This is a genomic window from Chryseobacterium tagetis (genome assembly GCF_016735585.2).
Lineage (GTDB): Bacteria > Bacteroidota > Bacteroidia > Flavobacteriales > Weeksellaceae > Chryseobacterium > Chryseobacterium tagetis.
This window is the reverse complement of the sequence record NZ_JAERSE020000006.1, coordinates 186,368-200,806: the sequence shown is the minus strand read 5'-3', so window position 1 is coordinate 200,806 and position 14,439 is coordinate 186,368. Positions and strand designations below refer to the sequence as shown.

Here is a 14,439-nt window from a genome sequence, read left to right as displayed (position 1 = left end):
TAATTATGAAAAACCTATTAGTAGCTGTATTACTCATAGTATCTGCAATCTGTTTCGGGCAAAAATCCCAGATGAAAACAGAGTACGTAAAATACAGGCAAAACAAAGGCGGATATTGGACTCACTGGAGTGGACTAAAAAAGACATCCGTCGTAGTAACCATAAATGCAGATGAACAAAGAATCATAGTACATTCAAGTCCGCAGGAAACATACAGAATCCTTGATTTCAAACCAACACAACATATTGATGACAGCTTAGTTCAGGATTATTATTGTGTGGATTCAAGCGGTAAAAAATGTATTGTAACATTTGTGATAAGTAAAAGTGAAAGTGCTATAATCAATCTCAAATATAATAATTGGGAATACATTTACAGCGGATATTTACTGTAAAATTGAGCCTTGACCTTATGGGTTGAGGCTTATATCTATTATTAAGTTATAAAAACAGTAATTAAATATTGAATTTTAACAGAATACATAAAAAACCTCAATTTAAGTAAAAAACAAAGTATTGCTAAACATTTGTTTTGTCAAGTGCGCAACCAATAAAAATTATATTAGGATAAGTAATTCCAAATAATAAAATAATCGTGTATTTTCATTTTATAAAAAACTAAATAAGTTATTAAAAGTCAAATTATATTTACCTAATACTTCATTCTTAAAGATTCGATATAGCCACTAAAGAAAGTGAAGAGGATTTTAGCAGCATAGAAAATATGCAATAATGGATAAAATATCAGTTCCAAAGCTAACGACATTAATACAAAATCTCATTCTTAATTTTTTATATTGTAACTTTTTATAATTTATGGGTTCCCGTATTTGAATTATTCAAAATTTTGATAAATTTACTGATTAAATAAAAATTTTAAACCATAAAATACTAATTAATAATAAACTAACATTAATTTCAAATGATAAAATTTATTCATATAACAGACATTCATTTAGCAAGTTCCCCATTAGATTATAAACATGAAAGAGTTCTTGATGCATTAATTAAAGATTTAGAATTTTATTTAGACAATGAAACAATTTTGCTTTTTACAGGAGACTTTAGTGATAAATTTTCAATTAGCTTTAATGATTTTAATAATCTTATATTTAAACCAATTTTAGAAAAATTTCCGCTTTTAAAAAATAAAATTTTTTTTGTTCCAGGAAATCATGACCTTAATCGTAAAGAAATCAGTACAACATCCATAATTATCAGAAATTCTCTATTAACAGATGAAAATATTAGAAAAAATATTTATAATGATTTCACAACAGGAAACCCTCGTGACAAAATAGGTTTAAATGAATTTGAAGATTTTAAAAATAACTTCTTTGCTGATTTTAACGAAAAAAAAAATTTATCATATTTTGAAAACAATTTCATCATAAATTTAAATAATCAAAGTATTGGAATTACTTGTTTTAATAGCTCATGGTTATGCTTTGATAACGAAGATAAAGGAAAATTATTATTACTAGAAAATCAAATTGAAAATTCTTTAAATTTCATTAATGGATGTGATATAAAGATTGCTCTAATGCACCATCCATTGGAATTTCTTCACGATTCTGAACAAGAAAAGGTACAGGAAAAAATACAACAAGAATTTGATTTAGTATTTTTAGGCCATACACATAAGCAACAAATTACTTATAACCAATCTCTTTTAGGTAATTGTTATTTTTCAATTGGCAAATCATTAAACGGCTTAGAATCAGATAAAAACTCTTATACAAATGGATATTCAATCATTGAATTAGAACCACACAAAAAAATTAAAGTCTATTTACGGAAATATAACTTTGCGAAAAATATATTCATAGATAATTCAGACTATGGATTTGAAAATGGTATTTTTGAGATTGAGATAAATAAAGATGTTAATCCTATAGCTCAAAATGAGCTTACTGTAGAAGAGAGCTTTAATAAATATATAAATGATGTTGGCGTAAATTTAACACATAAACATAAAAACCAAATTAAACTCGACGATATTTTTATTTACCCAAGTTTACAAGAATTTAATTATAAAAATGACGAGAAAAGTCAAGTTATTTCAAGCATTCATCTTTTCAACTCAATAAATGATGACATAATCACAAATCATATAATTTTAGGAGATAATTCATCAGGGAAAACAAGTTTAGCAAAGAAACTTTTTGGCAATATTTTAGTGAATGATAATTTTTATCCCATTTTAATCAATGGTGATGAAATTAAAAGTACATCTCCTGCTGAATTTTTAAAATTAAAAGAAAGATTATTAAAAGAGCAGTATTCATGTACAAAATTTCCACTAAATAAAAAGCCATTCTTTATTATTGATAATTTCAATGAGTCAAAACTTCAAATGCAATATAAAAAAGCATTCATCGATATGATTATGAGAAATGATTTAGACTTTGTAATGTTTTGGGACGAGTTCTTCACATTAAACGATGTAGTAGACACTTTAAATGAAAGAATAAGAGTTTTTGAAATATTGCCATTTGGAACAAAAAATCGTTTTAATCTTATTAAAAAATGGCTAGATTTCGACAATGATTATATACTAAAGGAGGAAGAAAAAGTTTTAAGAGTATATGAATTAGAAAAGCTTATTGATTCTATAATAGGTAAAAATTTGGTTCCCTCTTACCCACTTTTCATACTTACAGTTCTGCAAACATTGGAATTATACCCTGGAGAGAATTTTGAACAAAGCACTCAAGGGCATTATTATGATGTTTTAATAAAATCTGCATTAGGTAAAAAATTAACAAATAACAAAGAAATAGAAAAATATTATACATATTTAAAAGAACTTTCGTACTATATATTTTCTTTAAATACAGATAAACTGACAGAAGAACAATTTATAGAATTTCATAATTTTTTTGTGCAAGAATTTAATTTACAAAGAAATGGGTTTGTAACAATGTTAGATAATTTATGTGAAACTAATATTTTGTACAAAAATGCGGATAGTTATAAATTTAAATATAGTTATATATATTATTATTTTTTAGGAAAATACTTTGCGGATAACATTGATAAATCAGAAATAAAATCATATATCGTTGAGCTATCTGAAAATTTATATAATTCTCAAAATGCAAACATCTATTTATTTCTTTCTCATCACAGTAAATCTGATTTTATTACGGAAACAATATTAAAATCTGCAAAAGGACTATTCAAAGAGGAAAGTATTTTGAATTTTGGAACAGATGTTAAGGAAATTGATAAACTAGTTACTGATAAATCTCAAAAACTATCATTAGACTTATCTAAATCACATGAAGATTATAAAGCTGAAGAGATAGAAAAAAAAGAGCAAAAAGAGGAAAAGGAATTATTTGATAAGAAGCCTGAAGATACAGTAGATGTTATTGATTATATTTCTGAAATCAATAAGTCTTTTAAAACAATAGAAATTTTAGGACTTATCTTAAAAAATCGATATGCATCGTTAAAAACTCAACCAAAGGAAACAATTGCTGAAGAAATTTATTTTTTAGGATTAAGAACGACATCTTCAGTTTTTAAAACATTAATTGATGGTGAAGATTTTCTTGTAGCAGAAATTATTAATATAATTGGTGAAGATAAAACTATTTCACTACATGAAAAAGAAGATTTAGCAAAGAAAATTATTTTCAACATGTATTATATGACTGCTTATTCTATTATAAAAAGGATTTCAACCTCTGTAGCAACTAAAGATTTAGAATTGACTTTTAATGATATAAAGAAAAAGCATAAAACAAACAATGCCATAGCTTTAATTGATATCTCTAATAGATTAGAATATTCACATAAATTTCCTTTTAATGAGGTAGACTTGTTGAAAACACAATTTAAAAACAACAAGTTTCCATATTTAATAATGAGAAGATTATCATTTAATTATTTACGAATGTTTCCAATGAAAGAAACTGACCAACAAAAAATTTGTGAAAAGCTAGAGATTCCTATTGAAATTCAAAGACAAATAGAAATGACATCAACAACTAAAAAGAAAAGTAAAATAACATATTAACTAAAACGTAACCTTGACTAGAAATTGTCAAGGTTAATTTTTAGAAATTTCTCTCAGCTACTATCAGTATTACAATAACTCGACCTTAAAGCTCAGTAAAATACTCTTATAATAACTTAAAATGACTCCTACACCATATTGAAAAGAATAACTTGAGAAAAAACAATGGATTTTTGGAACTCATAAAACTCATTTGGAAAACAGTAAAATTGAGAAACGAAGATTTATATTAATATAGTAGCAATTACTTAATCCGACAAAAAATGATTGGTTCTACCACAGAGAGATGAAACCAATCATTTTTTAAAACGGGAAATATATGAAAACTACAAAAACTCATTGTATAGTCCAATTCTCTGTGATAAGAATTTATTTTTTAGATTTTATAACATCTTCCCAATCATCCCATTTAAGCTTATTATAAAATGTTTCTGTACCTTCATTATGTTTTTTGAATAACCAATCAATAATACTTAATACATCACTTACTCCGAAGCTAGTTGACTTTGTATTTGGGCTTATAATTTCGAAAATTCTTTTATCGTAATCATTAGCCTTCTTTGTTAAATCTAATAACTCTTTAGAATATCTAGTACAAATCTTCTTTTTAGATGCAAAATTTGCTTTATCTTCTTTCATTGAAGTAAATAATGCATTAAAGCTGGTTTGAATTTCTATATAATCTAGTGCTAAAGAGTTCATTATTTCTTTATTAGTATTTTGACTTGCTGCAAGTCTAATATACTGATAAGTTACCTCTCTAATCTTTTGATTATTAGCCTGAATTGTATTATTACGGCTGCAATCAATACTCTGTGCATAAACTACTGCATAATTGCTGAAATAAGCGAATGCAAAAATTAAAATTTTAATTAAGTTTTTCATTGTTTATTGGTTTTAAAAGTTATTCTGGTAGTTTAAAGGTCTTTGTTATTGACATTTCGGAATAGTCTTTAAATCTTATTATAGCTGTTACAGGGAAATCTCCCCAAACTTTTGTTAGGTCAAATTTAAAGTTGGTCTCTTCATTTTTCACTTTAATAATTTCTTTTCTAAAACTCTTATCATCAATAACATATCTTACATACTCTATGTTTGAAAATATCTTATTTTTTGAAAACTGTGCATTTTTCGCAATTACGGAATTCAAGTGTATTATAAAAGTTTTTTTATTTTTGTGAAGTGTCACTTTCGGGTCTACTGTTAAAATTAGGTCTAAATCATTTTTATAATTATCTGCCATTGAAACATTTAAGTCATAAACTCCCATATTAAATGATTTTTTCCCCTTCTGAAAACCAGATTTAACAGAATCAATTCTTATTTTTGGGTCAGGATGTTGCAAATCTTCTGTTACTAAAGAGTCATAAGGATAAAATATATCTGTTAGATATACATCATTAATATTATTTTTACCACACCAAAATCCATTGAAAAAATCTGCATTCAATTCCATTTTTCTAGTCACTGAATCCATATCAATATCTCTATTATTAAAATGTCCAATTTCATGTGCAAGAATTGATATTCGAGAATATTCAGGTAAACTGTTCAAATTTGTTTCATTTATAATTATTGACGGTTTACCAAATTTATTATATCCACAACATGCATAATCTAAATCGGCAGATGTAGTATTGTATACAAATAAGTATAAGTCCTTTTGTCCACAGAATGCAAAAATTTTAGTAATAAGGTCAGCATACTCTCTCGAAGCTGCACTAGAATTTTCTAAAATAGTTGTAGGAAGAGGTTTAGAATTGAAATTACATTTAATACTTTCATATTTTTTATCTATTTGTCCCCATACTAATATTATTAAGAAAAAGAAAATTAAATAAGCTGTCTTTTTCATGGTAATTAGTTTTATTGGTTTAAAATTTAGTTATATCTATCTTATCCAACACAATAAAATTACGAAGTTTTTTTCAAGTATAAAATACTACTTTTGTGTAGTTTATATAATATTTATTTAATATAAAATACAAATTCTACAAATTAATTTATCTCCAAATCTTTTTGGTCATATTTGGAGCATAGCCAATCTCACGGATAAATATTTCATGCATCAATTCATAAACTCGGTCTAAATCAGATTCTTTTACCACTAAGCAATCATGCAATGTAAAAAACGGAATCTTTCTTTTAAACGTTTTGTTTATCTCCCGAGCAATAGTGTGAACCATAAAATGAGATTCTAATTGAAACAGCAAATATGAAAGTCTTTTATGTCTTTCAGATGGCGGAACCCCCTCATATTTCACTCGCTTAAACTTTTTGGTAAGTTCATATATCTTAGGAAAATGATTATAAAATACGGCTTGTTCCTGCATATAATATTTAGGATGCGCAAAAAGCATAGCTAAAAATTTGTTTTTAGTATATTTTCTGAGTTCATCTACATCTCCATCAAACGGTCTGTTAAACATAATTTCAAAACTGGATTCAAAGTTTGAAAGATTCATAAAACTATCCATAAAGTACTCATAAAGTTGGTTATTTAGCACAAGTTCCTTGAAACCCGCTATCTCCCTATCAGAAGGCTTCACCAAAGATTCTACTATCATATAATGATAGAGTATATCCTGACTGCATAGCTGTGTGCATAGTACCCCCGCCTTATCCTCCCCGCAGGTGGTGGGAATGGAGAGTATATAAGATAGGAAGAATGGAATTGAGGACGACAAATCGACTTCCGCCAGATTCTCACCGTCATATTTCAGATACTTCCTACATAATTTAGAAAATGACGTTATAGCGGTATGTAATCTACCGTCCGTTTCAGGCTTGTTATAAAAGTTAAAGCATCCGTTTTTAAAATCTACAACTCTTTGAGCATTTAAAAGATACTTGTTGTAGTCTCCTGTTTGCAAATAATCCAAATAAAGCTCATTTAAGGCTGATTCTGCGTCTAATTTAAAGCGGGAAGAATCAAAATACCCGCGAGTGAAATCGAAGCGTTTTCGCACGGTATTATCAACCTGAGGTGCATTATTTTTTATGATTTTACGGGCCAGAGTTTTTTCAGTGATACAATACATTTTTAACTCACCATCACCCCAAAAGTATTTAGGTAAGTGATAAGCATAGCAACCACCTGGTTTATAATTCCGCTTCCAAAGCATCCGCCCCTCACCCCCGAAATCCTGATAAAGATATTCTATATGCTGTTTAGAATTTCTGTAAATAGATTGATTAATTCCTGCACATCGTGGGATGAAATGATTTATTACTGATTCAAAACTGCCATATTCTTCAGTATCTTTATTGCATGATTCTTTAATCAGCTCAGAGATAAAATAATGACAATAATCTCTACTTAGTTCAAAATCAGGCGGAAATTTAAACAATCTTTGTTCAAGATTCAGTTTTTTTGGTATAAGTACATAATATTCACTCATAATAATGTTATAAAAAAGGACATAACAATGGCTGTACACAGCTTTTTTGCAATGCATTTAGGGGTTTTGTTATACGAAATGTTTTAGTTGATTTTTGGTGCGTTTACACGGCTTTTACGGCAAGTACACACAGAGCTAACTGTGCGATGTAACATGAAAAAAAACTCCGCATTACCAGCCTTGTACCTGTGTATATAATGTTAATCCTCGATTATGAGTACAGCATATTTAACATTGTGCTGTTTAGATACAAAGTCCTTTACTTTAGTTTCATCTTTAGCCATGATAAAATACTCAACCTCATTAGTGGTTAAAAGATGTCTACCTGCATGATAATCCAAAACATATTTTGGTTCTTGAGCTTCGGCTTCAATTACTCCGAGTTCAACTGAATCATCTTCCTGAACTTCAGCTTTTACAGTTTTATTTAATCCATTTTTTATCGATTTCTGAACCTGCTTATATGCGGAAGAAATACTCAAATCTTCTGTAATCATTTTTTGAATAATATCTTCTAAGCCACTGCTTGTAACTTTCTTATATCTAGCAACAGTTGTTCTGCCAACGTTGGCTATTTTTGCAATTTCTAAAAGTGTATCAACTGCTTTTTCAATATCATTACCCTTACCCGCCTTAACAAGATTATCTTTTGCGGCTTGTTGTATTTTTGCTTCGTGTAAACAGGCAAGTTGAATTTTATGTATTTGTGTAAGATTCCTTCTTTGACATTGATTTTTAACTATCCAAAACTGAATATCAGAAAGAGTTTCAAAATTTTCTTTGATTTCCTTTGTTGGAATATCTGATATTTTTAAATATATACAAGCTTTTAAACGTACATGACCGTCGATAACGAGTTTAATTCCGTTTGCTGTTTTATAGTATAGAATTGGGTCGTTAATTCCATTTTTTTCAATATCTGCTTTTAACCGGCTATATCTATTTATATCCGCAATGGTGAGATAGGATTGTAATTCTGAAATTGTTGTTAAACCTTCATAATGATAGTTCGCATTATAGCTTTGACCTAATAATTGAATTGTATTTGACATGATAATTGTTATTTTAAGTTTAGCGCAAGAGACACCCTCACAATACTCAAATTGTACTTCGATTAAATATTAAAAGTGTGGTAAATGATTAAGAGATAATTGGGATAATAAGAATTTCCCAAAGTTTAAGAAACCTGTTTCAATTTTGAAAACACTTCTTCTTTTGAGTAATACACTTTATTGCCTATTTTGGTGTTTTTTAGTGTACCGTCATTATTCCAATGAAATAATGTTGTCAAACTTACATTTAAAAGTCTTGCTGTTTCTTCACGAGTATAAAACTCTTTTTCCGCTGACTGTACAGGAATAATTTTTTCTAATTCTTCCCTAACTAATTTTTGAATGAATTGACCAAAAGATTCTATATCTATTTGCATCAATTGAATGGCTGAATTTGTCATAATATTTTTTGTTTAATTATTATGATGCAAACATATAGACAGGGAAAATAGGGAAAAATCAAGGGAAATATTTTTCACTTAACTAAACACAACTAACTGTTAATCAGTAAGAAAATTTTAATATTTTTTTTTGTTCTGGAATTGGTTTTAACTTTTCCCTATCAATTCTTAATGAATATTCAATTTCTAAAAGAAAAGCATCCGTGGATTTAGCCGAAAAAGGAAAGTGTTTACCATTTGAATTGTCAATTTCAATAAAATTCTTATGGTATTGTTGCTTAACTTCTCTCCTATTATCCCTATTGAATTTAGTAATTTTTTCAAAGGAAGCAATTGTATCGAATTTCTTCCCTTCAATATCTTGGAAATAATCAAAAGCGTAAAAGAAATAGCAAAACCTAAAGAAATTAATATCATTTTTAAATTCTATTTCCTTAATACCAATGCTACTATACTTATTTTCAGACAATGCGTTTAAAATAATTTTAATCTCATCATTATCAAAATTTTTAGATTTAAGATATTCGATAAAATCTGATTTCTCAGTCATTAACTCCTCCAAATTATTCTCAATCCCTTTATCTTCCTGCGAATGAATTCTGTCTCCATACCTCAGAAAATTCAGGTATTTTAATTTCATTCCATAAAGAGAATGTTCCGCATTTAATTCTAAATATTGGTGAGGATTAATCTCTGTGAGATTTGTATTTCGTAGTAATTCAGAAGCACTTAATATGCTAAAGTAATTTTTAAGAGAAGCTTGTAAAGAAATAATTGAAGATTTATTATTCTTCGTAAAAAAACCATCAAGTTGTGGAACTTCAAATGAATGCTGAAAAAGTAATTTTTCATTTTCATCAATTTGATAATCTAAGTATTCTTTGTTTTTAAAGTTTTTGTTATTAAAATATTTATTAATAACGATAGATTCTGATACCCCATTAATTTCCCTAATAAAACGATTAAGAAAATTTGATGCTCTTTTATTCAAAGAAAATATGAGCGATGCATAGTAGCTTATGTAAACATCTGGAGATACAATTCTCAACATAAAATAGTTTTCAAAATGCTCCTTAATAGATGCTAAATTAATTTCGAATTGATTAATTGACAAGGTTTCAAATTGATGCTTTTTCTGTTGATATAATTCGTTAGATGTAATGATAGAATTAATCACACTTAAAATGTTATTGATTTCTTCATCATCATAGTTTTCTTCAATTGATGATTCAATATCATAAAAATCAATAGATTCATCATTAACAATTATTGTACTTATATCTACAAAACGGTTGATATAATCAAAATAATCCGCTGTAAAATCTGCTACATTCTCAGTCTTTTGCGGTGATAGTTCTTTTGGGTAATATGATAACAAATCATTGACTGTTTCTGAAAGTATCATATTTTCAATACTGAACTGAAAAAAAGGAGATAATGAATCTAACTTTGCTTGTATGTTTTCAATATTAATATTCTCAGATTTTTGTACTTCAAATTTTTGTAAAAAAAACTCATGTATGCCATGATTTGAAACAGGGTCTTCAACAGCTATTAAATAAACAATGAAATCTAATGCCATTCCTCTTTTCGATTCTATACTAATCATACAATAATTATTAATACCCTAAACTGTTAAATATTTTTGCAGTTGACTTTGCTTTTTCTACTTCTGTTTTATTGATATATGCTAAAAGCTGTTTTTCTGTTGTGTGCCCTGTAAAATTAAGCAAATAAGTAGTAGGAATTTTCTCATAAAAGTTAGAAGCAAAACTTTTTCTTCCTATATGAGATGTAACAAGTTTATGTTTAGGAAAATTGCCAAAAACTTTGCGTGTAATACTCTTCCCATCTTTTTCTATCGTCTCAGTTCTACCATTGTATACAATCTCATCTATTTCAGCAATCTCACATACATTCTTAATATAAAGATTTAGTTTTACATCCGATATTTTTCGTGGAAATTCTCCGTTTCGTTTTGCTAAAATATCCTGAACCTTTTTTAATAAAGGAATTTGCATTTTAGCATTAGTCTTTTGTTGGGTAAATTCAATGTATTTTTGTCCGTCACTATCTTCAATAATCATTGAGGAATTAAATCTCATATAATCACTCACACGTTGTCCTGTATAACAAGAGATAAGTAACCAATCTCTTGCATTATCTAAATAATCATGCGGCATTTCTTTCTGCTCTATTCTATTCAGTTCATCAAACGTTAAATAAATTGATTTGGGGATATGTTTTGTCGCCTTCTCAACTTCAAATTTCCACAATTCCGCATGCTTGTGAACTTCAATATCAAAAGAACCCGCAACTTTACAAATCATTTTTAAAAATTTAAGGTTGCGATACGTTGTTGAAATCTTATAATTCTCCTTATTACAATAATCTTCAAAATCAATTCTAAAAGAATTATCTAAATCTTTAAACTTTAATCCTCTAAATGTTTTCTTTCTGGTTTTTCTATCTGCTACATATCTTATCATTAACTGCTTAACAACATTAGCTTTCTTAATAGTCGATTCTGTAACACTATCTTTTTTTAAAGAAATATAAGTATCAATAAAAACAATCACATCATCCGAATAGTTATTATCTTCAGCTTTTAAAGTTGTAGGTTCTATAATTGATTTCAGCCATTCTTTTAAATCGAGTTCTGGATTATCCTCTGTATAACTTGAAATAATATTAGCTTCTAATTGTGCAAGACGAGTGTTTATAGTTTCAGCATCACCTTTGTGCATTTTTTTGGATGGCATTTTGCACTTTCCGTCTTTCCATTCTTTTGGTTTACAACTCAAATAAGGAACAGGAACACGTATATCAATGTCCCTGTCTCTAAACTTTGCCCAAATTGTACTTTCTTTATCCGCTACCTTTCCTCTAATAAAAAAGCTTACTGATGCCATAATTGAAATGATTAAAATTTAAAGTTGTACCCAAAGTTGTACCCAAAAAATTCAAATATAGTTTAATTTCAATAAATTCAATTTAATTAAATAATCTTAAAAAGCCTTTATACAAAGCATTTATAAATTAATCAAGATTTTAACAGATTTAAAAACTTAGTCCCTCCAACTCCACTAAAAAGAGGTTTTGTAAGTTACAAAACCTCTTTTTTCTTTCTTTTATTCTTCCGAAACTCCCATGGGGAAATCGCGTTATTATCTTTCCACAATCCGGTTTTTGAATTTTTAGCTTTCAATTCATAGTCCTTTAATTCTACACTTTTTGATGCTTTAAAATACCACCATCCCCAACCTGATTTTATAATCTCAGCAGATAAATACTTGTCATCATCATAGAATATTTTGGCAACCGTTCGTTTATACCTATCTTTTGCAATTCTGTAAAACACTACTTTTTTGCCAAAAACCTGAGAACTGGTAAACTGTTTCGCGTTTTTACCAAAAGCCTGCCCGCTTTCAGGACAATCTACCTCTGCTAAACGCAATGTTTCCTGCCGATTATTTCCTAAAAGAACGACTACAGTATCTCCATCTTTCACTTTGATGACTTTGCCTTTGGATTGAGAACACAGTAAATGATAACTTAAAAACAGAATTACACAGACAAATTTCAACTTCATTATATATAAGGTAAGGCTATATTATTTTACTGGGTGATGAACCATAGTGTTTTTTAAAGGCAAATGAAAAATGAGAAAGATCTTCAAACCCCAAATCCAGATATATTTCGGAAGCCATTTTTCCTTTTTCTAAAATCAGGTAATGAGCTTCCTGTAATCTTTTTTGAACCAGCCATTTTCCGGGTGTACTCCCGAAAACCTTTTCAAAATCACGCTTAAAAGTCGCCAGACTTCTTCCGGTAAGATAGGCAAACCGGTCTAAATTAACATTAAAATGAAAGTTCTTATTCATAAACGCTTCAATGTCTATTTTACCGGGTTCATTGAAATCAAATAAGATATTTTTTAATTCAGGTTCTTCCTCGAGTAATAAAATTAACGCTTCTTTTATTTTTAAATCTACCAATCTTACATCGGAAAGTTTTCCCGAATTATAATAAAACAGTAATGAATCCATATAATTCTGAAGTTGTACACTTTCATTAAGCATACACAAAGGTTTATTGTACTCTTTTCTTTCTGAGACCAAGTTATACTCTATGCTGAAATCTTTTAGGATTTGCTGATTCAAATAAATTGATAAAGATTTAAACTCTCCATCAGGAGGCGGCTGTTTTGTAAATTTTAATAGCTGATTTCTCCTCAAGAAACGAATTGAACCGTCTTTCGCAGAATAATCATGTAAACCGTCATTTAAAATCAAATCACCAGAGATCTGATAACTCAACACATGATCAGATACAAAATGCTCCCCTTGCCGACTCAACTGAGTATAGCAGGAATACACAATACTTCCAAAATCTTCTCTTTTAGGTTTCATTATATGCAAAGATATAAAATGAGACTGCAAAAATACAGTCTCAATGATTATGATTATTTCAGACTAATTCCTTTGTGTGACAGATATTGCTTCCCATATTCTGTGTCAAAAATATTAACCGCATCGTCATGATCGGTAGAAACTGTCACATCCATCCATTTTTCGAATTCCTCTTTTCTTTTTTCGTCCGTAGCTTTTAAAATAGCGGCAGCTTCACTTCCTAAAACCAAATGCAGTGGAGGATTTTCATTTTCCACAACATCTATCATTACTTTTGCTGCCTTCGCAGGATCTCCCATCGGCAGAAACTTACCGGAAATCAAATGTTCTTTCACTCCTCCTACCGTTGCTTCATACCCTTCAATATCTTTTGCAAAACTCATGGAAGAACCTGCCCATTCTGTACGGAAACCTCCAGGTTGAATACAGGTTACTTTTATCCCTAAAGGAGCAACTTCTTTACTCAGAGATTCAGAAAAACCAACCAAACCAAACTTCGCAGCCTGATAAATAGAAAGCCCCGCATTCCCCACTCTGCCTCCAATAGAACTGATCTGCAGAATATTTCCTGAATGTTCTTTTCTCATATATGGCAGAACAGCTCTGGTCACTTCAATCGGCGCATACAAATTAACTTCCAACTGATTTCTGACCTGTTCATTCGTAAAAGCTTCTGCCGCGCCCGTAATTCCGAAGCCTGCATTATTTACCAACACATCAATTTTTCCGAAATGACTCACTGCTTCTTCAACCGTAGCATAAATCTGTTCTTTATTCTGAACATCCAGCTCCAGTGGCAACAACTGCTCCGGATATTGCTCTGCCAGTTCTTTTAATTGTTGAGGGTTTCTTGCTGTCGCCACCACATAATCTCCTTTTAATAACACCGCTTCTACAAGGCTTTTTCCTAAACCTTTTGAGCTTCCTGTGATAAACCAAACTTTTTTCATTGTATTACTGATTTTTTGTTTGATACAAATTTCCGTCAATAATGATTACATCTTATTTGTTAAAAAGCTCAAAATCACTTTGTTTAAAAGATCATTTTATTTCAGGTTGAGCTATTATTATATAGGATATGAGAAGACTCCAAAATTTTATTTTAATGAAACTCAAACCAACACATTAAATGTCAAAATATAAACT

12 protein-coding genes are annotated in these 14,439 nt (G+C 29.0%); 2 read left to right on the top strand and 10 right to left on the bottom strand.

Annotation, left to right across the window (positions count from 1 at the left end):
- The first annotated feature begins 5 nt into the window (after positions 1-5).
- Together JI747_RS19670 and JI747_RS19665 are read left to right on the top strand one after the other, a co-directional pair.
- Positions 6-395 (top strand): hypothetical protein, encoded by a 390-nt coding sequence (locus JI747_RS19670; RefSeq protein WP_225690565.1) that lies wholly within the window; start codon positions 6-8, stop codon positions 393-395.
- Between the two features lie 527 nt (positions 396-922).
- Positions 923-4,027 (top strand): metallophosphoesterase, encoded by a 3,105-nt coding sequence (locus JI747_RS19665; RefSeq protein WP_225690564.1) that lies wholly within the window; start codon positions 923-925, stop codon positions 4,025-4,027.
- 369 nt (positions 4,028-4,396) lie between these two features.
- On the opposite strand, the gene JI747_RS19660 is transcribed toward JI747_RS19665, so the two are convergent.
- The 10 genes from JI747_RS19660 to JI747_RS19615 all read right to left on the bottom strand — a co-directional run bounded on the left by JI747_RS19660 (position 4,397) and on the right by JI747_RS19615 (position 14,243).
- Positions 4,397-4,912 (bottom strand): hypothetical protein, encoded by a 516-nt coding sequence (locus JI747_RS19660; protein ID WP_225690563.1) that lies wholly within the window; start codon positions 4,910-4,912, stop codon positions 4,397-4,399.
- Between the two features lie 19 nt (positions 4,913-4,931).
- Positions 4,932-5,882 (bottom strand): pYEATS domain-containing protein, encoded by a 951-nt coding sequence (locus tag JI747_RS19655; RefSeq protein WP_225690562.1) that lies wholly within the window; start codon positions 5,880-5,882, stop codon positions 4,932-4,934.
- A 148-nt stretch (positions 5,883-6,030) separates the two neighbouring features.
- The gene (locus JI747_RS19650; RefSeq protein WP_225690561.1) at positions 6,031-7,428 is read right to left on the bottom strand and encodes a hypothetical protein; all 1,398 of its coding nucleotides are present in this window, start codon (positions 7,426-7,428) and stop codon (positions 6,031-6,033) included.
- 200 nt (positions 7,429-7,628) lie between these two features.
- Positions 7,629-8,480 (bottom strand): ParB N-terminal domain-containing protein, encoded by an 852-nt coding sequence (locus tag JI747_RS19645; RefSeq protein WP_225690560.1) that lies wholly within the window; start codon positions 8,478-8,480, stop codon positions 7,629-7,631.
- Between the two features lie 125 nt (positions 8,481-8,605).
- On the bottom strand, positions 8,606-8,881 hold the full coding sequence (locus JI747_RS19640) for a helix-turn-helix domain-containing protein (RefSeq protein WP_225690559.1): 276 nt from the start codon (positions 8,879-8,881) through the stop codon (positions 8,606-8,608).
- Between the two features lie 103 nt (positions 8,882-8,984).
- Entirely contained in the window at positions 8,985-10,490 is a 1,506-nt protein-coding gene (locus JI747_RS19635) for a hypothetical protein (RefSeq protein ID WP_225690558.1), read from the bottom strand.
- 10 nt (positions 10,491-10,500) lie between these two features.
- Positions 10,501-11,793: a phage integrase SAM-like domain-containing protein gene (locus JI747_RS19630; protein WP_225690557.1), complete on the bottom strand. Its 1,293-nt coding sequence runs from the start codon at positions 11,791-11,793 to the stop codon at positions 10,501-10,503.
- A gap of 194 nt (positions 11,794-11,987) precedes the next feature.
- Complete coding sequence (locus tag JI747_RS19625; protein ID WP_225690556.1) at positions 11,988-12,473, bottom strand: thermonuclease family protein; 486 nt, start codon at positions 12,471-12,473, stop codon at positions 11,988-11,990.
- 16 nt (positions 12,474-12,489) lie between these two features.
- Entirely contained in the window at positions 12,490-13,293 is an 804-nt protein-coding gene (locus JI747_RS19620; protein ID WP_225690555.1) for a helix-turn-helix domain-containing protein, read from the bottom strand.
- A 53-nt stretch (positions 13,294-13,346) separates the two neighbouring features.
- The gene (locus JI747_RS19615) at positions 13,347-14,243 is read right to left on the bottom strand and encodes an oxidoreductase (protein WP_225690554.1); all 897 of its coding nucleotides are present in this window, start codon (positions 14,241-14,243) and stop codon (positions 13,347-13,349) included.
- Positions 14,244-14,439: the final 196 nt, after the last annotated feature.